The organism is Thiosocius teredinicola (assembly GCF_002009425.1).
In the GTDB taxonomy this organism is placed as follows: domain Bacteria; phylum Pseudomonadota; class Gammaproteobacteria; order Chromatiales; family Chromatiaceae; genus Thiosocius; species Thiosocius teredinicola.
In genome coordinates, this window is the sequence record NZ_CP019936.1 from 1,324,820 (window position 1) to 1,347,378 (window position 22,559).

General features: G+C 61.1%; 18 protein-coding genes. 10 read left to right on the top strand and 8 right to left on the bottom strand.

What is annotated here, in order from left to right:
• Positions 1–41: 41 nt before the first annotated feature.
• Together B1781_RS06505 and B1781_RS06510 are read right to left on the bottom strand one after the other, a co-directional pair.
• A complete protein-coding gene (locus B1781_RS06505; RefSeq protein WP_078118881.1) occupies positions 42–947 on the bottom strand; it encodes an ROK family protein in 906 nt (301 codons plus the stop codon).
• A gap of 9 nt (positions 948–956) precedes the next feature.
• Positions 957–2,486: a dynamin family protein gene (locus tag B1781_RS06510; RefSeq protein WP_078118882.1), complete on the bottom strand. Its 1,530-nt coding sequence runs from the start codon at positions 2,484–2,486 to the stop codon at positions 957–959.
• A gap of 502 nt (positions 2,487–2,988) precedes the next feature.
• On the opposite strand from B1781_RS06510, the gene B1781_RS06515 reads away from it, so the two are divergent.
• From B1781_RS06515 to B1781_RS06545, 7 genes are all read left to right on the top strand, one after another.
• Complete coding sequence (locus tag B1781_RS06515; RefSeq protein WP_078118883.1) at positions 2,989–4,146, top strand: efflux RND transporter periplasmic adaptor subunit; 1,158 nt, start codon at positions 2,989–2,991, stop codon at positions 4,144–4,146.
• A gap of 67 nt (positions 4,147–4,213) precedes the next feature.
• Positions 4,214–8,428 carry an efflux RND transporter permease subunit gene (locus B1781_RS06520; protein ID WP_078118884.1) on the top strand — a complete coding sequence of 1,405 codons (4,215 nt, stop codon included), beginning with the start codon at positions 4,214–4,216 and terminating at the stop codon, positions 8,426–8,428.
• Between the two features lie 258 nt (positions 8,429–8,686).
• Entirely contained in the window at positions 8,687–9,100 is a 414-nt protein-coding gene (locus tag B1781_RS06525; RefSeq protein ID WP_078118885.1) for a hypothetical protein, read from the top strand.
• Positions 9,101–9,205: 105 nt separating this feature from the next.
• On the top strand, positions 9,206–10,156 hold the full coding sequence (locus B1781_RS06530; RefSeq protein WP_125931957.1) for a hypothetical protein: 951 nt from the start codon (positions 9,206–9,208) through the stop codon (positions 10,154–10,156).
• Positions 10,157–10,181: 25 nt separating this feature from the next.
• A complete protein-coding gene (locus B1781_RS06535) occupies positions 10,182–10,817 on the top strand; it encodes a nucleotide-binding protein (RefSeq protein WP_078118887.1) in 636 nt (211 codons plus the stop codon).
• A gap of 7 nt (positions 10,818–10,824) precedes the next feature.
• A complete protein-coding gene (locus B1781_RS06540) occupies positions 10,825–11,622 on the top strand; it encodes a hypothetical protein (RefSeq protein WP_078118888.1) in 798 nt (265 codons plus the stop codon).
• 128 nt (positions 11,623–11,750) lie between these two features.
• Positions 11,751–12,248, top strand: a complete 498-nt coding sequence (locus tag B1781_RS06545) for a hypothetical protein (protein WP_078118889.1) — start codon at positions 11,751–11,753, stop codon at positions 12,246–12,248.
• A 128-nt stretch (positions 12,249–12,376) separates the two neighbouring features.
• Here B1781_RS06545 and B1781_RS06550 read toward each other — a convergent pair whose 3' ends face one another.
• From B1781_RS06550 to epmB, 3 genes are all read right to left on the bottom strand, one after another.
• Positions 12,377–14,467 (bottom strand): EAL domain-containing protein, encoded by a 2,091-nt coding sequence (locus B1781_RS06550; RefSeq protein WP_164513284.1) that lies wholly within the window; start codon positions 14,465–14,467, stop codon positions 12,377–12,379.
• Between the two features lie 98 nt (positions 14,468–14,565).
• On the bottom strand, positions 14,566–16,470 hold the full coding sequence (locus B1781_RS06555) for a hypothetical protein (RefSeq protein WP_078118891.1): 1,905 nt from the start codon (positions 16,468–16,470) through the stop codon (positions 14,566–14,568).
• Positions 16,471–16,625: 155 nt separating this feature from the next.
• The gene (gene epmB, locus B1781_RS06560; RefSeq protein ID WP_078118892.1) at positions 16,626–17,636 is read right to left on the bottom strand and encodes an EF-P beta-lysylation protein EpmB; all 1,011 of its coding nucleotides are present in this window, start codon (positions 17,634–17,636) and stop codon (positions 16,626–16,628) included.
• A gap of 38 nt (positions 17,637–17,674) precedes the next feature.
• On the opposite strand from epmB, the gene efp reads away from it, so the two are divergent.
• From efp to B1781_RS06575, 3 genes are all read left to right on the top strand, one after another.
• On the top strand, positions 17,675–18,247 hold the full coding sequence (efp, locus tag B1781_RS06565; protein ID WP_078118893.1) for an elongation factor P: 573 nt from the start codon (positions 17,675–17,677) through the stop codon (positions 18,245–18,247).
• 10 nt (positions 18,248–18,257) lie between these two features.
• Complete coding sequence (gene epmA / locus B1781_RS06570) at positions 18,258–19,232, top strand: EF-P lysine aminoacylase EpmA (RefSeq protein ID WP_078118894.1); 975 nt, start codon at positions 18,258–18,260, stop codon at positions 19,230–19,232.
• Positions 19,233–19,295: 63 nt separating this feature from the next.
• Positions 19,296–19,835 (top strand): ankyrin repeat domain-containing protein, encoded by a 540-nt coding sequence (locus tag B1781_RS06575; RefSeq protein WP_078118895.1) that lies wholly within the window; start codon positions 19,296–19,298, stop codon positions 19,833–19,835.
• Between the two features lie 8 nt (positions 19,836–19,843).
• On the opposite strand, the gene asd is transcribed toward B1781_RS06575, so the two are convergent.
• The 3 genes from asd to B1781_RS06590 are packed head-to-tail and all read right to left on the bottom strand — an operon-like array spanning position 19,844 to position 22,521.
• Positions 19,844–20,722 (bottom strand): archaetidylserine decarboxylase, encoded by an 879-nt coding sequence (gene asd / locus B1781_RS06580; protein WP_078121951.1) that lies wholly within the window; start codon positions 20,720–20,722, stop codon positions 19,844–19,846.
• Between the two features lie 8 nt (positions 20,723–20,730).
• The gene (locus B1781_RS06585) at positions 20,731–21,330 is read right to left on the bottom strand and encodes a hypothetical protein (protein WP_078118896.1); all 600 of its coding nucleotides are present in this window, start codon (positions 21,328–21,330) and stop codon (positions 20,731–20,733) included.
• Between the two features lie 6 nt (positions 21,331–21,336).
• On the bottom strand, positions 21,337–22,521 hold the full coding sequence (locus B1781_RS06590; protein WP_078118897.1) for a pyridoxal-phosphate-dependent aminotransferase family protein: 1,185 nt from the start codon (positions 22,519–22,521) through the stop codon (positions 21,337–21,339).
• Positions 22,522–22,559 lie beyond the last annotated feature (38 nt).

Here is a 22,559-nt window from a genome sequence, read left to right on the forward strand (position 1 = left end):
ATGCGCTTCGATTTTGCTGCACGTGTGTCGCGGGCGGCGTTTCAATCCGTCTCGTCACAATGCCAAAGCCAGGCGGCGCCACGCACGCCGCTGCTGTCGCCGTGGGCAGCAGCCAAGAGCTTGGTGTTAACAACATCGGAAAAGACAAAGCGTTGCCACAGTCGTGGCACGGTCTCGTACAGTCGTTCGACATTCGACAGGCCACCGCCGAGCACGATCACGTCCGGATCGAGGATGTTGATGACAGCGGCGAGGGCGCGCGCCATGCGGTCTTCGTAGCGCGCCAGGCAGGCCGACGCTTCACTGTCGCCGCGCATTGCCGCCGCCACGATCTGCTGTGCGGTGATCTCGCGGTCGTCGCCAAAGTCATGGGCCATCCCCGGCCCGGATAAAAAGGTCTCGATGCAGCCGTGCTTGCCGCAATAGCAAGCCGGGCCGGGACGTTCCTGGTCGGTCGGCCAGGGCAGGGGGTTATGGCCCCATTCGCCGGCGATGGCGTTTGGGCCGTGCAGCAGTTTTCCATCGACCGCAATGCCGCCGCCGGTGCCGGTGCCGACGATCACACCGAACACACAGCGCGCACCAGCAGCCGCTCCGTCGACGGCCTCCGACAAGGTCAGGCAGTCGGCGTCGTTGGCAATGCGGACCTCGCGTTGCAATAGCGAAGCCAAGTCGCGATCCAGCGGGCGACCGTTAAGACAGGTTGAATTGGCGTTACGCAACTTGCCGTTGGCCGGCGACAGCGCGCCCGGGGTGCCGACGCCGACCGTGCAGGTGGCAGCGCAGCGCTGTTCGAGCGAATCGACCAGGTCGCCGATGGCTTGCAGCGTGCCTGTGTAATCGCCTGCGGGCGTGGGGATCCGCTGACGCGCGATGATGTCGCCGCGGCGATCAAGAACGACGCCCTCGATCTTGGTGCCGCCGAGATCGATGCCGATACGCGGCATGTGTGGGCGTTAGCTACCCTGGTTGGCGGTCAACGCTGCCGGCGGCTGCTCGAATGCGCTGTCGTCGCCCACGTTCATCGCCTTTTCGACTTCGATCGCCGGTGTTCCCGAGGGGTTGGTGAAGCGATCGTTCAGATCCTGTACGTAGCGATCGGCATCTTCCAAGGCGCGCTGAATACGCTTGCGACTGCGCCGCGTCCAGCCGGCCGGATTGCGGCTGAAGATGCTGCGCCAGGGTTTGGTATTCGTCAGGAAGGCTGCGCTGAGGTTGCCGCGGATACCCAGGCGCTGACCGATCTTGTCTGCCGTGTGCTTGAGCGACTTGGCCGCGAGGTGACGATTGCCGTAGTGGATCGCCAGCCAGACGATGAACGTGACCAGTGCGGTCAGGTAGATGCTGATCGGCGTTGCGGTAATGGTGTTCCACCATTCGGCATTGAGTTTGAAACCATCCCATTGTCCCAGGCGCGTCGTGATACCGATGAATCCGCCGATCAGCAGCAGGGCTGCGATGGCGTCGCCGATCAGCGTGCGTTTGCGCCAGCGCGTATTCAGATCGGTCACGGCAGGAACTACTTTCTCTTCGAAGGCGCGTGCGGCTTTCTCCAGCGATCCGACGATGCGATAGGCACGTTCGATCTCGACCTGTTCCATACGCTCGTGGATCTCTGCCAGGTCGACGTCGCGTTTGCTCTCGAAGCGCCGGCGCAGTGCCTCATCGGGTATCGGGTTGGCCGCTTCGTCGTTGTAGATGGTAAAGAAACGTCCGGCGGTCAGACCGCGTTCTCCCAGCGCGCGCTGCCACGCGGCGACGACCTCTTCGGGGTTGTCTTCGCGCGCGGTGGTGTCGATCTGGTTCAGGATGTAGAGGAACTTGCCCGAGTCCTGGCGCGTAATGGTTTTCGAGACGAGGTGGTCAAGCGTGTCGCGCATTGCGCCCGGTTCCGGGTGGCGGGCATCGAAGAACACCAGCACCAGGTCGGACAAACCGATGATGTGGTCGGTGATTTTCAGCGTCGATGTGCGTTGTGCGTCGGCGTCGAACCCGGGTGAGTCGATCAGTATCTTGCCTTTGAGTGCCGGGCTGGTGCTGGTCTTGAGCTGCAGGTAGGCGTCGATGCGCGAACCTTCGCCGACCGCGACCTTTTCGATCTCGCCGCTGACCTTGTAGAACGGGAAGCGAGGGTCGGAATCGAGCGCGATGCCCGGTAGGGCATGACTGGTCGACTGGTTGCTGTAGCACAGCACGGTGAACTTGTCGTCGACCGCCTGGTTGCCACAGCGCTGCAACTTGACGCCCAGATACTGATTGATAAACGACGACTTGCCGGCAGAAAACGTCCCCAGTATCGAGACCAGCGGCCACCACGGAATCTGCGTCGCAAACGACTGTTCTGCATCGAACAACCCCATCTTGTAGGCCACGGTGTCGAGTTCGCGGAAACTCTGCACGGTCGTCAACAACACCGGGTTTTCTTGCTCGAGATGGGCTTCGAGTTGTTTGAGACGGGTCTCGATGACCGGGCCTGCGCCACGCATAGGAAGGCACTCCTCGTGTTCGGAACGTGTTGATGGCCGCATGGTAACCCGACGTCGTACGACGCGTGTAGCCGCAGTGCGATGGAGCGGTGCAGTTAGGCAAATCAAATAGATGCGAAAATACTGATGTAGATCGTTGTTTTTTGGAAAAACGCCGTTGGCGGGGTAAAGCTTTATTGCAATGCGGACCCCGGATATCGGATAATTGCGCGACTCAAATATGCTCGAAACCGGGTTCGTAGACTGTTACAAGTCGCTGTGCCAGAGCATATTTCGCGCTCGGTCGGAGGTGAGAGCAGTGGTTGATTACTTCACCTGTAGCAGACCGGAAAAGTCGTATCGCGCGTCTGGGGGAGGGTGCCCGGAAGACCTGTATGGTCCGCTGTTTCTGTGTCCTCGTCCCGAAATCTCGCATAAGCTACTGAAAGTCCCGGCGGATCTGTGCGTTGTATTCGCCAAGCTTTCAGGCTGCCTGACGCAACAACAGGTTTTATAGAACAGAATGCAAAGAACATTGATTGCCACGGTGACCGCAGCAGCGCTCGCGTTAGCCGTACCGGTGTTTGGCGCCGACACCCCCCCCAGCACAGGCAATAGCGAAGATATCTTTGTCGTAAAAGAGTCTTCGGAGACGCCGACGATCGTGGTCAGTGGCAGCGTCGTGCCATTTAAAGAAGTGACGCTGGCCGCGCAGTTGCCCGGGCGGGTCAAATACATGTCCGGCATCGAGGGCGACAAATTCGACGCCGGAACGACGCTGGTGGCGCTGGATGAAACGGAACTGCTGGCCAAGCGCAGCGCCGCTTATGCGCAGCTGGCAGCGGCAGACGCTGAGATGCGCAATGCCAACGTGCAGTACTCGCGCGAGTTGTGGTCGCCGCAGTCGAAAAACGCACCCGGTGGAATGGGAATCCCCAATCTGTTCGATCAGATGTTCACCCGTCCGGCCGAAGATATGTTCGGCGGGCGCGACCGCACCGCTGAGCGCAGTGCCGATCTCTACGCCTCCAGCACCCGCATGGAACAGGCACGCAGTTCGATCCTGCGCGCCCAGTCGGAGATTCGCGCAATCGATGCGAAATTGCGCGACGCCAAGAGTCTTGCGCCCTTCGACGGGGTGATCGTCGAGAAGTTTGTCGAAGAAGGCGACACGGTTCAGCCTGGTCTGCCGATGCTGAAGTTCGCCGACGTGACCTGGCTGCAGATCGAAATGGATGTACCGGCACGTCTCGCCCAAGGGCTCGAGCCGATGGAAGTCCTCGAGAAGGCCGCAACGTTCGATGATCATCGCGAGCCGGTCGACGTGCGTGTCGCCCAGGTGTTTCCGATGGCCGATGTGCAGCGCCACACCATCAGGGTGAAGTTCGACATCCCGCAGGGTGTTTCCAAGCCGGGCATGTACGCACGGATTCAGATTCCGGATCGCACCGGCCCGGTCAAGAGCCAGTTGCCGGTCATTCCCAGCACGGCAATCCGTTACCGCGGCAGTCTGCCGGTGGTGTATATCCAGAACGACGAAGGACGCCCCGAACTGCGAATGATTCGCCAGGGAAAACGCCTGGGTAACGGGATGACGATGGTACTGTCGGGTGTCGCACCCGGCGACCGCGTATACCCGAATCCAGGCCCCGACATGATGAGTCGAAGCCGCGGCGAATAAGTTTGCCGCCTTTCCGGGTGCCGCTCGTGCACGGCACCCGCCAAGCACAACGGATTAGAAAACTGGCATGAGCGAGAACGACACGCGCCCCTCCGAATCGCCGGAACCGGTCGATAGTCCGAACCTCGGGCTCGCCGGCAGCATGGCGCGCTTTTTCATCAAATCCCCGTTGTCGCCGCTGTTGTATCTGGCGATGTTGTTGCTCGGTATCCTCGGGCTGTTCGCCACGCCGCGACAGGAAGACCCGCAGATATCGGTGCCGATGGTCGACCTGATTGTTCAGTACCCCGGTGCCGAACCTGAGCAGGTTGCCTCGCTGGCGGTGCAGCCGCTCGAGCGCATCATGTACGAGATCGAGGGTGTCGATCACGTCTACTCGGCGAGCCAGCGCGGCATGGGCATCGTGACCGTGCAGTTCGATGTCGGCGAGGAGATGGAGAACTCGCTGGTCAAGGTCAACGACAAGCTCGAATCAAACATGGATCGCATCCCACCGGGTGTGATGCCGCCGTTGGTTAAAGCCAAGGGTATCGACGACGTGCCGGTGGTGACGCTGACCTTCTGGTCGGAGAAAGACTATAACAGCGACGGTATCCCCGACGTCGACGATTCGCAGTTGCGTCGCCTGGCGCAATCGGTGCTGCAGCATATCAAGGAGATTCCGGACACCGGTGACAGCTTCGTCGTCGGTGGGCGTGCCGAACAGGTCACGATCGAGGTCTATCCGGAACGCTTGGCCGGTTATGGGTTGAGCCTCGGGCAGGTTGCCGACGCCATTCAGAAGTCCAATGTCGAGATGCAGATGGGCGGGGTCGAGTCCGGCGGCACCCACATGATGGTGGTGTCCGGTGCCTTCCTCGAAACGGTCGAGGACATCAATCGTCTGCAGGTGGGGGTGCATAACGGCGCGCCGGTTTACGTGCACGATGTCGCCGATGTGCGCCAGGGGCCCGAAGACGCCAACCAGACGGTGGCCTATTACACGGGTGCTGCTGCCGAGAATCCCGACCTGGCGATCAGTGTGCCGGCGGTCACTATCGCTGTCGCCAAGAAAAAAGGTACTAACGGCGTCAGCGTCGCCGAGGCGATTCTCAAGCGTGTAGAGAGCCTGCGCGGCCAACTCATTCCGAACGATGTGCACGTCAGCACGACGCGTAACTACGGCAAGACGGCGGAGCAGAAGGTCAATGACCTGATCTTCAAACTGTTCATCGCGACCTTGTTCGTGTTCGTGCTGGTATGGATAGCGTTCCGTGCATTGAAGCCGGCGTTCGTCGTGTTGTTCGTTGTGCCGGTCGTGCTGCTGTTCACGATCCTGTGCGCCATGTTGCTCGACTTTACGATCGACCGCGTGTCGTTGTTCGCGTTGATTTTCTCGATCGGTATCCTGGTCGACGATGCGATCGTGGTCGTTGAGAACATCTACCGGCGATGGCTCGAACAGGGGCAGACCGATGAGGACACCGCGGTGGACGCGGTGCGCGAGGTCGGCAACCCGACGATACTGGCCACGCTGACGGTTATCGGCGCGCTGCTGCCGATGGGCGCGGTTACCGGCATGATGGGGCCGTATATGTTGCCGATCCCGGTGCTGGGCTCGGTCGCGATGGGTATCTCATTGTTCGCCGCGTTCGTGTTTACACCGTGGTTCGCGATCCATGGTCTGTTCCGGCCGACGATGCACTATCTGGAGAGCGCCGAGAAACGCGAGCATCGTGAGGCGGAGTGGCTGGAAGGCCTGTATCGCAGGGTGCTGATGCCGCTGATCTCCGATCGGCGCAAAGCGCGCCTGTTCAAGCTCGCGATGTGGGGAACGCTGCTGCTCGCCTGCTCCTTCTTCTATTTCAAATGGGTGGCGGTGAAGATGCTGCCGCTCGACAACAAGCCGGAGTTCTCGGTGGTGTTGGATATGCCGGAAGGCACGCCGCTGCCCGAGACCGGCAACATGGCGCACATCATTGCCGAGCGCCTGCGTCGTATGCCCGAAGTGACGGCGGCGCAGATCTATGTCGGCACTGCGCGGCCATTCGATTTCAACGGCATGGTCCGCCATTACTATCTGCGTCAGTCGCCGTGGCAGGCCGAAGTGCAATTGCAACTGCTCGACAAGACCGAGCGTTCCCGTTCAAGCCACGAGATTGCCGTCGACGCACGCGAACAGGTGAAGGCGCTGGTTGCGGGCAGTGGAGCAAGGTTCTCCGTGGTCGAGATGCCACCCGGCCCACCGGTGTTGCAGTCGGTCGTTGCAGAGGTGCATGGGCCGGATCCGAAGACGCGGCGCGAGGTCGCGCGTTATCTCACCGACATCTTCGGCCAGACGGAGAGCTTGCGCGATGTCGACAACTACATGCGCGAACCGTACGACTACTGGCACTTCGAGGTCGATAACGAAAAAGCCCAGCGACGCGGAATCTCGGTTGACGCGATAAACGGCGAACTGCGGATGGCTCTGGGGGGATTCGTGCTCGGTGACGTCAAGCAACGCGCCGGCCATGAGCCGATCAATATCGTGATCCAGGTGCCGCTTGCCGAGCGTTCGCAGATCAACCGACTCGGCGACATCCTTGTGCAGTCACCGTTGTCAGGTGTCGGTGTGCCATTGCGCGAACTTGGCGACTTCCAGCGTCGTACCGAGGCCGACATCATTTACAACAAGGATCTGCGGCCCGTCGAGTACGTGGTGGCCGACGTCGGCGGTCGCCTGGCGGCGCCGATCTACGGCATGTTGCAGGTTGAGGACAAGCTGGCTGAATTGGGCTGCGAGACTCCGGACAAGGTCTCGTTGTGCGAGAACATCCATTACACCGGGCCGCCGCCGAACGACAATGTTTCCTCGATCGAGTGGGCCGGTGAATGGACAGTGACATATGAAACGTTCCGCGATATGGGTATCGCGTTCGGCGCCGCGCTGATTCTGATCTACATCCTGGTTGTCTGGGAGTTCGGCAACTTCCGCATTCCTGCGTTGATCATGGCGCCGATCCCATTGACCCTGCTTGGCATCATTCCGGCGCACATGCTGTTCTTCCAGATGGGGTGGGGCGGCGAGTTCACCGCGACGTCGATGATCGGGTGGATCGCATTGGCCGGCATCATCGTGCGCAACTCGATTCTGCTGGTCGACTTTTCCGTACACCGGATCCAGGAGGGTGATTCGGTTGTCGATGCCGTCATCAGCGCCTGTAAGACACGGACACGGCCGATCCTGATTACCGCATTTGCCCTGGTGTGCGGCTCGTCGGTGATCTTCTTCGATCCGATCTTCCAGGGCATGGCCATTTCGTTGGCCTCGGGTGTGTTGGTGTCGACCATTCTGACCCTGGTTGTAATTCCGCTGGGATGCGTTGCTGCCGCCGATTCGCTGTGCGCCGTTGCCGGTGGTACGGCGTGCCGCAAGTTCTCGGACGGTGACGAACCCGAGCCCGGTCCCGATGGCCCTGCCGGTGGGCCGCGCGTCGGTGATCCCCTGTGGGTGCGCGCCTGGAGTGGTTTTGCCGGTGTCCTGTTTACTGTGGTCGGCGCCGTATCCGGTGCGGTCGGTTGGCTCATTGGTCTGTTCAAGAGCAAACGCGAGCAATCCCCGCGACCCAGTTACGCGACCCCTACACCTGCACCTGCAACGAATGTGGCCGCACCATCGACCGCCGCCACTGTGCAACCCGTACGCACTGCGCCGGTGCCGGCGGGACCTGAAAAGCCGAATGTTGATGCGGTGAGCGACAAGCCACCCGCGTCGGCGAGCGAAGAAGCAAAGCCCGCAGCGCCCGTTACGCCGCCGGTTACGGCCAAACGCGAAACCAGCGTTGCTCAGAGTGCGAAAACGACGCCTGCCAAGGCGGCGGTCAAACCGAAGGTCACAGCCAAGCGGGCCGAGACGGCGGGCAAAACGCAGGCGACCGAAACGGCCAAGGTCGAAGACGCGCCGGCGACTGCCGAGAAGGCGCCCGACGTCGCTAATCGCGCTGAGCCGGCCAAGAAGGTTGCTGCCGAGAAGGCGGATACCAAGGCGCGCAAGCCGGCCAAGAAACGCGTCGTGGTCAAGAAAGTCGAGCCCGAAGAAGCCAAAGCCAAGACCGACGACAGCGCGAGCACAGTCGGCAAGCGCACGGTCACGCGCAAGACGGCCAAGAAGAAGACCTCTGCTGCCAAGTCGAACGGCACCAAGAAGACAGCCGCTAAAAAGCCGAAACCACCGGTCGTCGGCGCGCGTAAGAAGGCTTCAGGAAGGAGAGGCATTCAATTGAAAACCCTCGGAAAGCCGGGCGGCGACGGTCTAAACTGACGGATAGAGCAGGCGGTCGCAGAACCGCTTCGCCGATGCTTACCGCGCGGCGCAGTCGGTCGCCGTACATAAAGAGGGTTTTGAAGTTTGATCAGCCGGACATTCCCCTTAGGCGTGGCGTTGAGGCTGCTGGCTTCAGCGTCTCTGGGGCTATGCCTGTCTGGTTTTGCCAATGCCGACCATCCGGCAGGTTTTGCTGCCGCGCACTATCAGTACCTGCCTGCCAACTCATTCCGAGGGGCGAAATCGGCGCCTTCGATGCGCTGGCGACCGCACGCCGCCGCCGGGCATTCGCGGCCGTCGCCTTCGATCAAGAGAGACAATCGCCAGGAACACCCTTCGGCGTTTCGCGGTTCGTATTCTCAGCTTCCCGATCGTGCAGGCGCGCGCAAAGCGGTACCGATTACGCGTGGTCAGGGTCAGGGGCAACGATTCCGTCCTGACGACAGGTATGATCTGGGTGAACGGATCGAACCGCGTGCCGAACCCGGCGACGATGCCGCCGCTGCGCGCTTGCAGTCGCAGTTTCGTCCACCGCGTTCCAACGATCGTCCAAGCTACGAAGAGTTGCAGCGCGGAACTGATCTGCAGGGCCCCTACGGCGCGCCGCTGCCGCCCTATCCAATGACGCCGGGCTTTCCAGGTTATGGTGGTTATGTCCCACCCTGGTGAGGTATCGTTGCCAGCATTCAGCCATCCAGTGCCGCGCATTCCCAAGATGTGACGCGACAAGCTAATCGGCGCGACATGGCAAACAGCAGTTTTTCGAGGAGCAGTATGAAGTATCAAATACGAGCGGCCACGATGGTGGGTCTAGTGTTGTTGGGCGTTGGCGTTATCGCCAGCGGCCAGGCGATCGCCTATGGTCCGCAATGGCGTCCGATCGACCCGCCACCGAATGCTATGCAGCAGCCGGCCGCGGCGGCAGCGAACGCGGTCCCTGGCGGGCCGGTGTTTCGTCCGGCGAGCATGCCGCGCAATCCGTTTTCTTATGCCAACCCCTACACGTATTCGGCCTATGGACCGGCAGCCTATGCGCCAGCCTATCCGTATCGTGGCCGTTCCGACTGGCGCAGTCGTGCGCCGGCAGTGAACATGCCGATGGCCGGTATGCAGTATCAGCCGGGAGCCTATCAACCGCCGGCGTTTACCCAGCAATACGGCTGGCGCGCTGCACCACAGCCCTGGATCGCCGATCGTGCGATGTATCCCGGGCAGATGTTCCACACGCCGTTCGATGCCTACCAGCAGATGTATCCTGCGTCATTCGCTTGGGCCAATCCGTTTACCGGCCCACAGCCGGTTGCCTACGGCGGTAGTCAATGGCCGGGACACTCAACGTTCGCAGGCTACTATCCTGATCCGCGCTGGTTGGCAAACGGATACGCGGCAGCAATGTCACGCTATCCGTCGGCTTGGTCGAATGCTTATGGTTGGGGAGCGCCCGGTGGGCAGTGGCCGATGCCGCAAATGGCCATGGCCAATCCGTGGTCGCCGTCGCGTGCAGCGCCGCAAGGTTACGGTTATCGGGGTATGCCCCAGCCGCAACCGTGGTTGGGCAGGATGGCATTCAGGCCACCGGTTTATGGCACGGAGTCGCGCGCTGCTTACACGGCAGAGACATCACGCAACGAAGAGCAGTTTACTCGCGACAATCTCCCGGGTTGGGTGACAACCTATCAGGAGAGCGAGCAGTTGGACTATTGTGCGTGGTGTGGTGGGAGTTAAATAAAAACCCAGAAAAGGGGATTTGATGGTCACCGTAATCGGGAGTCTGAAAGGCGGGTCGGGAAAGAGCACCGTAACGTTCAACCTAGCGATCTGGTTGGCAATGGCCGAACAGAATGTCGCTGTCGTCGACGCCGATCCGCAGGCGACACTGACGGACGTGCTCGAGGTTCGCCGCGAAGAGGGTTTTCAGCCAGACGTCGAACGCTTAGGCGCCGCGATACTCACCAACCACGATGAACTGAAGCAGCATGGCGAGGTGTTGATCGACGTCGGCACTGCGTCGATGGACAACCTGAAAGCCGCGATCGCGGTCGCCGACCGAATTATCGTCCCCGTTCCCCCCAGTCAAGCCGATATCTGGTCGACACAACGCTTCCTGCGTTTCGTCGATGCCCAGGTGGGCGATCGTCAGCCCGAGATTGTCGGGTTCATCAATCGGGGCGACACGCACCGTGCGGTGCGCGAATCCGATGAAGCAGCTGCGGCGCTGGTGTCGTTGCCGGGGATCCGTTTTCTCAAACCGCGGCTGTCGCAACGCACGGTGTATCGCCGCTCGTTCAGTGAGGGCTTGGCGGTCTTCGAACAGGAACCGCGCGGCAAGGGCGCGGCCGAATGGAATGCCCTGGCCGCAGTGCTCTACGCCGACGTACTGAGCTGAGCACCAGATGCCCGGCAACCTGATACTGGCGTTCGTCCGCTGGCTGGCTACACATCTCGTTGTGATCACATTTGCAGGCTTTGCGGTTACCGGGCTGTGGGTGTTCGGACTCGTGGATCTCGAGGACCTTGCCGCGACCTTGCGCGGTCAGCCGCGACCTTCGGCAACGGCCGCCGTCGACAGTACCGGCCAGCCGCTTAAGAGCGCTGCGCCAACAGGGCCGAGCGCGCCGCTCGAAGACCCCGCGGGGGTGCAGAAATCTGCACCGGATGGTGATACAGCGGGAGGCGAGGGTGCGCCCAAGCCTGATCACCGGCCGGATCTGGACGAATCCCCCATCTCGCTCCCCGACGAGCCACCGCAGCCGAAGATGATCGGTGGCAGTATCCCGGTGTTCAAGGAGCACGCCGAACAACCGCCATCGTCGACTGCAACACCGGCAGAAAGCGAGACCGATCCCGCGGTTTCGACCTTTCGTCCGCCCGAGGTCGTCGCCGACGAGGTGCCGGTGCAGCCGAGTCGGGCCGACATGTTGCAGCAGGCGCGCCGTGCTTTCTGGAACGGCGACTACGAGGCCGCCGAAGCCGCCTACATGGCGCTGATTTCGGAGTATCCGGGCGATGCGGACGGGTTTGGCGAGTTGGGGAACCTCTACCGGAAAACGGGGCGTAACGCCCGCTCCCTGGACGCCTACTACGAGGCGGGCCGTCGCCTGAAAGCGATGGGCGAGGGTGAAAAATTGCAACGGATCATTGATTTGCTGGTCGAAGCAGGGGACGATCGAGCAGATAGGCTAAAGCAATAGATGAACGACACGAGGGTACGACGTATGACGGGCATGGGGTTACTTGACCTAACTCAGAATTAAATGCCGGTTGCATCGTATATAATTACATTAGAAAATTCGGATACACCGAATTAAAGGGGCGGCCTGTGAGTAACAATAACGATGCCACTGACGTTGTAGCGGACGCGAACGCAGGGTATGCGCGACTCTCAGAAGTTTTTGAGTCGAGTGCCAAGCGATGGGAACTGATTGTTTATCCATCGCTTTTTGCCTTCATCATCCTGGCTGCCTACGGCTTTTACCTGATCTACAACCTCGCCAAGGATGTTCACTACCTGGCGATCAGTGTCGACACCAATATGCAGCTTGTGGCCGGCAACATGCAGAGCGTTTCGAACAATATGAGTCAGTTGACGGCGAACGTACGCGCAATGACCGTCACAATGGATTCGATCGACAACCGTGTGGCCATACTCGAGCCGATGCTCTCCAATCTCGACTCGATGGATAACGCCATCCAGTCCATGACCTACGCAACGCACACGATGGGGCAGGCAACCCAGTACATGCAGACGGATATGTCGCGCCTGAACCACAACATCGGTCGGCCGATGTCGTTCATGAACGCCTTCATGCCGTGGTGATTACCCGCTAGGAAAAGCTGGCGCGTCAGACTGCGCCGAGTACGTGCCCATCTTCGCCACTTCGGCGACTGATTTCAGATCGAGCAATTGAATCCCCGAGCGTTCCGCCCGGGGCTTGGTTTTGCGGCTTACTGCTGGTGTTCTTCGTCGAACGAGATCGTGCTCGACGGTTCCTGCAGGAAGTAACCCTGGATGTAGTTGATCCCGGTATTCCACAAGATGGCCAGGCTGTTGGCGTCTTCGACGCCGCTGGCGATGGTCTTGTAGCCATCTGCCTGTAGCTTCTGATTCACCGCGTTCATCTTGTCCTGCTGTCCGGATTGCGTCGCGAGGTCGCGCATGTATTCCGGTGCCAGCTTGACGACATCGATCGTAAACTGCTTGATCAGCGCCTGATTGGCCTCGTTGTCGACGTAGTTGTTGATCGCGATGTTGCAGTTGATCTTCTTCAGGCCGTCGATCAACTCACGCGCGGGTTGAATCGCGCTGCGCAGATCGGTCTCGCGGAACTGGAACACCAGCCAGGCGCCCTTGGCGCGGAATTCACGCAGGCAATCACAGATCCACAACAGCATCGAGTCGTCTTCGATGCCGGCGCGTGACAGGATCACGTAGAAAATCACCTTCTTGCCGTTGCGCCGGTGGCTGGCTAATTCGCGGATGGCGTTGCGGACCACCCAACGATCGATCTCGGCGAGCCGGTTGGCGTCGTGTGCCTGCGACAGGAAGGTTTCGGGTTCGAGTTCTTTGCCGTCTTCGCCAACCATGCGCAGGTAAACGGAGTAGTTCTCGCGCGTATCTCCCTGCAGACTGACGATCGGCTGGTACTTCAAGCGGAAGCCGTCGTTGGCCAGCGACTGGTCGATCTGCTTGACCATGGCCGCATCGGTCTCGGCCATGTGCGTGGTGTCGCCGGGGATCTGGTCGCTGTAGAAAACGACGCGATTCTCGCCTTCGGTGCGGGCGATACCGGTAGCGCGGCACGAGCGGTTGATCAGTTCATGCGCCGTGATATCCATGCCTTTCTCGGCACGCGTTACGCCGACCGAATAGATCGGGGTAACCGGGGAATCCTTGATGCTGTTGAACGCGTGGCTGCGCAGACTTTGCAGACAGCGTTCGGCGACCTGCAGCGCCGGTTCTTCCTCGCTGCTGACGATCATGAAGTCGTGGTCACCAAAGCGAGCGATCGTATAGGCCTGCGGTACGGTCGACGACAACACGCCGGCGACCTCGCCGAGCATCTCTTCGGCGCAATCGAAGCCGCAGTTTTCGCGCATGTCGGCGTAGTTGGTGATGGACAGTTGGATCAACGAATGGTCGGAATCGCTGTCTTCCGAGCCGGAGACCAGGCCTTCGAGGCGCTCCATGAACGCCTGACGGTTGAGGAAACCGGTCTGTGCGTCTTTGCTGGTCAGTTCTTCGATGCGTTTTTGCAGTTCGAGACTCTGGCTCTGGTCATAAACCACGACCTGCGTGCATTGCTCGTCGTCGATACTGGCCGGCGAGAATTCCATGCGGGCACTGAACGTCTCGCCGTCGCCTGTTACGCAGTGGAAGTCCTCACTGTGTTTGCCCGTCTCGGTGAGCTTGCGCAGGGCGTCCTTGAACTCGGTCCGCGACTCGGCGTCGATCATGTCCATGATCGGCAAACCATCGATCTCGTCGAACGAGTCGTAGCCGAACAGTTCCAGGTAGGCCTGGTTGACTTTCAGGTACATGCCTTCGTGGATGTAGGCAATGGCGTCGCGCGAGCTTTCGACCAGCAGGTTGTTGGTTTCTTCAGCCTCATTCAGCATGCGGCTGAGACGCTCGACGTCGCGTCGCAACGTCAGCGTTTGGTGTTCACGCTGAATGGCAAGCGCAAGGTGTTCGACGTCTTCGATGTTGACCAGGTCTTGCAGGCGATGCTCGATCGCCATCTTCTTGTGCGACAGCGGATCGGCGGCGACCAGCACGATGCTCGACGTTGGCAGCAAAGCGCGGATCTTGCCGATTGCCTGGATGCACGGCGGCGAGTCGGCATCGGCGTTGATAACGACGATCTCGCAAGGATCGGTTGCCATCTGCTGATCGAGCGAGTCGAGACTGTCAGCGATCTTTACGTGGGCTGCCTGTCCCTGGTTGCGCAGGGCATTGGCGTAACTGTCGGCGGTCGCCAGCGGGCAACCGACAACCAGCATCTCTACCGGGTTGTCGCCAAGCTCTGGATTCTGCATTGCCAATTCAGCGTATGCGGCCATAACTACGTGTTTCCTCGCGCTTCAAAGCTGGCGATAACGTGAATGCTGAATCCCTTGAGTTGCGAACACAACATTTAAAGATTACCCCACAGATCACTGAATTCATCACCGGGGCGTTCGTCTTCATCGTTGGTTGGTTTTTCTTCCGTTTCGACGAAGACGAAATGATAACGCGCAAACGCGCTATTGAATTCCACCAATTTGGTCAATCGGACGAGTTGGTCCTTGTTGTCGATGGTCAACCACAGATCGACGCCGGTCTGCAGGCTCATCGTGCCCATCACCAGGCTGGCGGTTGCATTGCTCGCCGGATCGGTGTCGTTGATCACCAGGCACTTGAATGACGGTGCGCGCTTGCGCTTCGAATCCGAGGCGGCTTCGCGCACATCGGCCGCGCCGCAACGCGTCGCGATCACCTCAAGACCAAGGTCTAGGCTATGGTCGTCGAGCTGTTTCATCCAGCGGATCACACCCAGACCGTATTTTCGCCGATCCGACGGTGACTCGATACCGATCAATTCACCGATTTTGACGCGTGGAATATGCAATCCATGCCAACGGATGCAATAACCGCCCGCGCTCTCGTTGATCGTGGTAACCGTGTGCGACGCCGTCTCGTTGGGCAGTGGCTCGCGTGGCTTTTCTTCAACCGCCGGTTGCGGTTGTGCCGGCGGATCCACCGGCGTCAGCAGGGTGCTGTCGATCAGGATCGAATCCGACGTCAACTCGCTGTCGAGCGGCGCCAGTGAAACCTGTTCCAGGCTGCCGGCGCTCCACTGCGGTTTGCGGCGGCGCGGATTCGGTTCGGTTTCCTGGAGTGTGAACAGCGGCGCACGCGTTGTACTGTAGGGACGCTCGTCCATTGCCAGCAGGTTGCCGTGCACGGCATGCAGGCCGGCGACCACGTGCAGATCGAAATTGAGCTTGGTGCGCACAAAGCGCCGATCCGGCGGCCGACTCCACGCCATGATCAGCAGGCGCAGCAGCGGACGGGTCACGACCGGTTTGCCGGATTGCACGCCGGCGTTGGTTTCCCACGGCGCCTGTTCGAAATCGCTGCGCAGCTTCTTCAACAGCTCGCGTACGTCGAGTATGGCGACGCGTCGCCCGACCACCGGGGTGCGCAGTGAATTGTGCATCGGCGGCAAATCGCTCCACAGGTCGACATTGAAGCGACCCAGGCTGGTTCCGCCGTCGTCTTTGGCCAGAATCTCGGTGTAATGCGACCACTCGAGCAGACGCGAGTACAGCAAGCGCACATGGCTCTGGCGCAAGCGGTGCGGCGTCGCGCTGGCAAACAGCATCAGCGAGCGGAAGGTGTCCTCGATGGTCGACAGGGCGCCGGCTTCTTTGCTGTCGTCCGGCTTGACCGGCACCTGGTGAACGTTGTTTTGCGAGGCATAGGCATAGATGTTGTTGATCTCGCGCCAGATGCCTTCCGGCCAAGCGACGTAGATCAAGGCGCACTGCATCAGGGTTTCGCCGAGATAGTGCAGGGCGCGATGCAGGGCGATGACCAGCAGGCGGCGATCGAAGTGCTCGCTCTTACCGGCGACCATGCGCTCGATAATGATCTTGTAGGAGTTCGCCAGTTCCTTGAGTAACTCACGCGCCAGCGAGGCGGTCTTCCAGCCCTTGGGCGACAACGGTAGGCCGACGTCGACGTAGTGCCGCTGCAGGTTGATGATGATGTATTCGACCGGCGGGCGGAATTTTTCGATGATCTTGGCGCGCAGCAGGTCGGGGACTTCGATGCGGTTGAACTCGACCAGCATGCCGAATACCCGGCGCGCGGTCTCGCCGATGTTGGCCATCGGTAGCGTCTCGAACCAAGCTTCGGTCTCCTTGAGATCCAACAGCATGCTGTCGGCACTGGGTGGCGACTGCTTTGGGATCTTCAGGCCGAGCAGGGGAAGCTGAGAGGCGTCGTTGCCGTTGGACGAATGATTCACATCCGAATTGTTGCTTGAATCGTTCAATTTAGCCGCCAAATCGAGGGTTTTACTTTTTCTAAACCGGTCTCCGCACGTCCCGGGAGGTTATGTGACCCAGTTGAGCAAATCGACATAACCCCTTGTCCCCCGGACATTCTAGCCTTAGACATACAACAAGTGCAGTCTCCCGTCGAGTCCGCCTAGAGCCGCGTTATCGGCATTTTGTAGGGTTTTCCCGGCAGTTCACGCACCATTCGCGGCACCAGATACCCTGGCAGCCGTTCGCGCAGCGCATCCAGCAGAGACTTCGCGCGTTCCAGAGGGACGTCGAAATGCGCTGCACCGGCCACCGGGTCGAGCAGATGCAGGTAATACGGCATCACCCCGATTCCGAGTAGCGAGTCACTGAGCTTCGCAAGGGTATCGGCATCATCGTTGATGGACTTGAGTAATACCGATTGGTTCAGCAGGTGTATGCCGGCAGTGCGCAGCGGTTCGAGCGCCTGGGCCAGGGTGTCGCTGACCTCGTTCGGATGGTTGATGTGGAGCACGATCACGGTTTGAAGTCGGCTATCGGCCAATCGTCCGACGAGCCCGGCGGTGATCCGTGACGGCAGCACGACCGGCGTTCGCGTGTGCACCCGCAGGCGGCGGACATGCGCGAGCCCTTCCAGCCGGCTGACGATATCGGCGAATCGTTCGTCGGACAGGCTCAGTGGGTCGCCGCCGCTCAGAATCACCTCGTCGATATCGGGGCGTTGTGCCAGATGATCGATCGCCGCCTGCGATTGCTGCCGTCCGGTCAGGTCCACGTAGGGAAAATGCCGGCGGAAACAGTAGCGGCAGTGCACCGCGCAGGCCCCGGTGGTGACCAGCAGCGCGCGCCGCGCGTATTTCTGCAACAGGCCATCCTGTTGCGCGGCGTCGAGATCGCCGACCGGGTCGCTGACGTAGCCTTCGCTGGTTTCGGTTTCCTGTACCCGGGGCAGCACCTGCAGCAGCAGCGGATCATCCGGATCGCCGCGGCGCATCAGTTCGATGAAATAGCGCGGCACGCGCAGCGTGAAATCGTTGCCCAGCAGCTGGGTGTCGGGCCGATCGGCGGGCGACAGCCCGATCAGGCGCAACAGCTCGGCTGGATCGGTCACGGCCTGGGCCAGCTCGCGTTGCCATGCTGCCGATTCCAAGCGTGAGGGGGAACAGGTTATCATTGCGCGCTTCGGTTGCTCAGTGAATTGATGAGGATTGGATGGCGACGTACAGCACAAACGAATTCAAGGGTGGACTCAAGATTCTGCTCGACGGTGATCCATGCACCATTATTGAAAACGAATTCGTCAAACCCGGCAAAGGCCAGGCGTTCAACCGGGTCAAGATTCGCAATCTCAAGACCGGCCGCGTGCTGGAGAAAACCTTCCGCTCCGGTGAATCGGTCGAAGCAGCCGACGTCGTCGATCGTGATCTGCAATACCTGTACAACGATGGCGAGTTTTACCACTTCATGGATCCCGATTCGTTCGAGCAGACGCAGGCCGATGCGAATGCGATGGGCGAGGCGATCAAGTGGATCAAGGAGCAGGACGTCTGCATGGTAACCCTGTGGAACGGTTCGCCGATCGCCGTTGAGGCACCGAATTTCGTCCACCTCGAGATCACCGAGACCGACCCGGGCCTCAAGGGCGACACCTCGGGCGGCGGCGGCAAGCCGGCAACGCTCGAAACCGGTGCTGTGGTGCGCGTTCCGCTGTTCATCCAGACCGGTGAGAAGATCCGGGTCGACACTCGCACCGGCGAATACGTCAGCCGCGTCAAAGACGAATGACATCGCGCCGATGAGCACGGAGTGGCAGCCGGGGGCCGACCTCGACGTGCTCCGCGCCCGGGCAGCGATGCTGGCGGACATCCGCCGGTATTTTGCCGACCGGGATGTGCTCGAGGTTGAAACCCCTCTCGCCTGTCTGAGCGCCGGCACCGATCCCGCGCTGAGCGTCATGCGCGCACGCTACACCGGCCCGGTGTTTGCGCACGGCGTGGATCTGTACCTGCAGACCTCGCCGGAATTCGCAATGAAACGCCTGCTGGCCGACGGCAGCGGCGCCATCTATCAGATCTGCAAGGCGTTCCGTGATGGCGAAGCCGGGCGACTGCATAATCCCGAGTTCACGATACTGGAGTGGTACCGACCGGGCTTCGATGTCGACCGGCTGATCGATGAGGTCGCCAATGTCGCGCGCCTCGCTTTGCTGCGGAGCGAACTCGCGGCCGAGCAAATCACCTACGCGAGCCTGTTCGACATGCGCTTGGGTATCGACATCTTCGGTGCCGACACGCAGTCATTGCGCGAGCGTGCGCTGGCGCAAAACATCATCGGCGCCGAACAACTCGAGCTCGACAAAGACGCCTGGCTCGATCTGTTGTTGAGTCACCTGATCCAGCCACAGCTCGGCAAGGATACCCTGTGCTTCGTCACCGATTACCCGGTGAGTCAGGCTGCATTGGCGCGTACCAACCCGGACGGCACGACGGCGGCGCGCTTTGAGCTGTTCCATCAGGGTATCGAGCTGGCGAACGGCTTCCACGAGTTGATCGATGCCGGCGAACAGGCGGCCCGTTTCGAGGCGGACAACTGCAAGCGCCGCGGACAGCGACAACCGCCGGTCCGTGTCGATCGCCGTCTGTTGGCGGCGATGGAAAGTGGCCTGCCTGATTGCGCCGGCGTAGCGGTGGGTCTCGATCGGATGTTGATGTTGCGACTCGGAGTCGACGATATCGACGACGTACTGGCGTTTTCCCTGCAGCGCTGTTGATCGCAGTCGGCCGATTGTCGAATCGCAATGCATGCCAAATGCGTTCGGCGGCAATCTATCCTAATGATTCGCTACCTCTGCTTGGTGCTTGCCGTGTTGCTGACCGGCTGCGACCGTGCCGACAAGGCTGACACGGCGCCCGACGTGCTGCACAGCCTTGCCGAGCAGGGCGATACGCAGGGCCTGATGCAGGCCATCGTATCGCCGGCGCAGGTCGATCAACGTGATGTCTGCTACCGCACCCCGCTGATGCTGGCCGCACAATTCGGCCACCGCGATACCGTGCGGCAGTTGTTGGCGGCGGGCGCACAGGTCGACCTGCATGAAAAAGGCTACTACACCGCGTTGATGCTGGCCGCCGGCAATGGCCACGCCGAGGTCGTGTCCGACCTCGCGGATGCGGGTGCGAACGTCAACGAAGTCGAGATCAGCCGCGGCTGGACCGCGTTGATCTGGGCGGCCAAACGCGGTCATCGTGAGACCGTGGCGGTGTTGCTGGATCGCGGCGCGGATCGTTCACATCGCGACGACCAGGGGCGCACCGCGCGCGACTGGGCGTTGTCGCAGAAACACCGTCAGATCGCCGACCTGATCGGTTCGTAGCGGGGCGTCTAGCGGCCGATCAGCGGCGTTGCGAGCGCCTGGCCCATACGCACGCTGCTGCCCGCGGTCACGTCGGTCGACCAGCTTGCGGCGCCGGCCGGCAACAGCACGATGACCGTCGAGCCCATATTGAACCGGCCGATCTCGTCGCCGGCGGCGAACACGGCTTGTTGCTCGCCCTGGTAGGTCCACTTGGTCGGCTGACCGCGAGCGGCGCGCACCTCACCGTGCCACACGGTTTCCATGCTGCCGACGAAGATTGCGCCGACCAGGATGACGGCCATCGGGCCGAGCTCGGTGTCGAAGTGGCAGATCACGCGCTCGTTACGCGCGAACAGGTTGGGGACCAGCTGCGTGGTTGCCTCGCTCACACTGAACAGGTCGCCCGGCACGAACACCATCGAGGTCAGTGTGCCGCCGTAGGGAATGTGCACCCGGTGGTAATCCTTGGGAGACAGATACACGGTGGCGAACAGACCGTTCTCGAACAGGTGGGCCGCCTGCTTGTCACCGCCGAGCAACGCCGTCAGGTCGAAGCTGTGCCCTTTTGCCTGCAGCAGGTTTTCGCCATCGATCGCGCCGATCTGGCTTACCTTGCCGTCGGCTGGCGACAGGATCGCATTGTCGGCCAGCGGTCGCGCGTCTTCCTTCAGCTCACGGGTGAAGAAGGCGTTGAAGCTCGGGTAGGCGTCGAGATCCGGGTTGGCTGCTTCGCCCATGTCGACGCCGTACCGCCGACTGATCTTTTCGATCAGCAGCCGCTTCACCCAGGGTGTTTCGGCTCGCGCGAGCCGATGCATGCCGGCCGCCAGCAGATGCTGGGGCAGGATTCGCAACAGGTTTGTCGAAAGACGGTCGAGCAGCGAGGGGGCTGCGGGCGTCGACATGCGTTGATTCACTCCACAAAATCGATAATGCCAATTAGAGTGCGCGCCATGATATCGGGTTCCCCGTGCGGAAGCAGCGCCCACTGGGTGTTATCCGGTCCGACGAGTGCCGCAGCGTCGTTGCCGAGTGAGCACCATGCGATGCCACTCGTTGACAGACCGAGTTGCGAGGCCACGCTGTCCATCGCGTCGGGGTCGCCGATAAGCAGCTCGGCCCAGGTCACACCACCGGTGAAAGTGGACTGCTGGGCCAGGTCCGGGCGATCGTAGGCGAGTACTACTACTTTGAGTTTCGATTGCAGGTTGGGGCGTACCGCCAAGTGGTTGAACATCAGCGCATAGTCGCGCAGCAATCCGCGGCAGGCGTCGGTCGTTGTATCGGCGGTGATGAACAGCCGCCATGTCGGCGATTGCTCGTCGCCGGGCGAGGCCAGTCGCTCGGGAATCTGCAAACGCCTCTTTCCGTCGTAGACCTCGGCCGGCAGCTCAGACAGGGGTTGGCGTTGCCAATACTGGCCGAGGTAATAGCCGACAACCAGTGTCGCGATGGCGATGCTGATCAGGATGAATCGCCGGACGGGGCGCTGCCGGCGACGCTGCACAACCACGGGCGATCAGGCGGCGGCGAGGACTTTTTCCGCCGCCGGCAGAGCAACTCCGTGCTCGACCGGGGCGCCGAGATCGGCCAGCACGCCATCCAGTGCGGCCAGGCAACGCGTGATGTTCTCGATGCGGCTGCTGTAACCCATCAGGCCGATGCGCCAGACCTTGCCGGCCAGATCGCCGAGACCCGCACCGATCTCAAGGTGGTGCTCCTGCAGCAGGCGCGTGCGCACGGCCGCGTCGTCCACGCCTTCGGGAATGGCGATGGCATTGAGCTGCGGCAGGCGATGTGCCTCGTCGACGATAAAGCGGATGCCCATCGCATCCAGGCCGGCCTTGAGTGCCTCGTGGTTGCGGCGGTGACGCGCCCAGGCGTTTTCCAGGCCCTCTTCGTGCAGCATCAGCAGCGATTCGTGCAAGGCGTACATCGCGTTGACCGGTGCGGTGTGGTGGTAGGCGCGGCGCGCACCCGAGCCCCAGTAACCCATGATCAGGTTCATATCGAGGAACCAGCTCTGCACCTTGTGCGTGCGGTTGCTGATGCGATGTTGTGCGCGTTCACTGAAGCTGACCGGCGCGATGCCCGGTACGCACGACAGGCACTTCTGGGTGCCTGAGTACAACGCATCGATCTGCCATTCGTCGACCTTCAGCGGGCTGCCGGCGAGCGAGGTGACCGCGTCGACAATCGTCAGGCAGTCGTGCTTGTGGGCGAGTTCAACCAGGGTCTTGGCATCGGACTCGGCGCCGGTCGAGGTTTCGGCATGCACGAACGCCACGACCTTGGCGTCGGGGTTCGCGATCAAGGCATCTTCGAGTTTCTGCGGATCGACGGCCGTGCCCCAGGCGTCATGCACCATGACCGCTTCGCCGCCACAGCGCTCGACGTTTTCCTTCATGCGCCCACCGAACACGCCGTTCTGGCAGACGATCACCTTGTCGCCCGGTTCGACCAGATTGACGAAACAGGCCTCCATCCCCGCCGAACCCGGCGCTGAAATCGGCATGGTCAGGGCGTTCTCGGTCTGCATGGCGTACTGCAGCAGCGCCTTGACCTCGTCCATCAATTCAACGAACGTCGGATCCAGGTGACCGATGGTCGGCCGGCCCAACGCTTCCAGTATCCGCGGCGGCACGTCTGACGGTCCTGGTCCCATAAGCGTGCGAATTGGCGGGTGAAAAGCGTTGAAAGTCATATCAAAATCCGATGGCGAGTATTGATTCAGGCCCGCGA

Bases quoted from the DNA above. Each gene is read 5' to 3' on its own strand.
- B1781_RS06505 (WP_078118881.1), bottom strand. From the start codon at position 947: ATGCCGCGTATCGGCATCGATCTCGGCGGCACCAAGATCGAGGGCGTC.
- B1781_RS06510 (WP_078118882.1), bottom strand. From the start codon at position 2,486: ATGCGTGGCGCAGGCCCGGTCATCGAGACCCGTCTCAAACAACTCGAA.
- B1781_RS06515 (WP_078118883.1), top strand. From the start codon at position 2,989: ATGCAAAGAACATTGATTGCCACGGTGACCGCAGCAGCGCTCGCGTTA.
- B1781_RS06520 (WP_078118884.1), top strand. From the start codon at position 4,214: ATGAGCGAGAACGACACGCGCCCCTCCGAATCGCCGGAACCGGTCGAT.
- B1781_RS06525 (WP_078118885.1), top strand. From the start codon at position 8,687: ATGCGCTGGCGACCGCACGCCGCCGCCGGGCATTCGCGGCCGTCGCCT.
- B1781_RS06530 (WP_125931957.1), top strand. From the start codon at position 9,206: ATGAAGTATCAAATACGAGCGGCCACGATGGTGGGTCTAGTGTTGTTG.
- B1781_RS06535 (WP_078118887.1), top strand. From the start codon at position 10,182: ATGGTCACCGTAATCGGGAGTCTGAAAGGCGGGTCGGGAAAGAGCACC.
- B1781_RS06540 (WP_078118888.1), top strand. From the start codon at position 10,825: ATGCCCGGCAACCTGATACTGGCGTTCGTCCGCTGGCTGGCTACACAT.
- B1781_RS06550 (WP_164513284.1), bottom strand. From the start codon at position 14,467: ATGCAGAATCCAGAGCTTGGCGACAACCCGGTAGAGATGCTGGTTGTC.
- epmB (WP_078118892.1), bottom strand. From the start codon at position 17,636: ATGATAACCTGTTCCCCCTCACGCTTGGAATCGGCAGCATGGCAACGC.
- efp (WP_078118893.1), top strand. From the start codon at position 17,675: ATGGCGACGTACAGCACAAACGAATTCAAGGGTGGACTCAAGATTCTG.
- epmA (WP_078118894.1), top strand. From the start codon at position 18,258: ATGAGCACGGAGTGGCAGCCGGGGGCCGACCTCGACGTGCTCCGCGCC.
- B1781_RS06575 (WP_078118895.1), top strand. From the start codon at position 19,296: ATGATTCGCTACCTCTGCTTGGTGCTTGCCGTGTTGCTGACCGGCTGC.
- asd (WP_078121951.1), bottom strand. From the start codon at position 20,722: ATGTCGACGCCCGCAGCCCCCTCGCTGCTCGACCGTCTTTCGACAAAC.
- B1781_RS06590 (WP_078118897.1), bottom strand. From the start codon at position 22,521: ATGACTTTCAACGCTTTTCACCCGCCAATTCGCACGCTTATGGGACCA.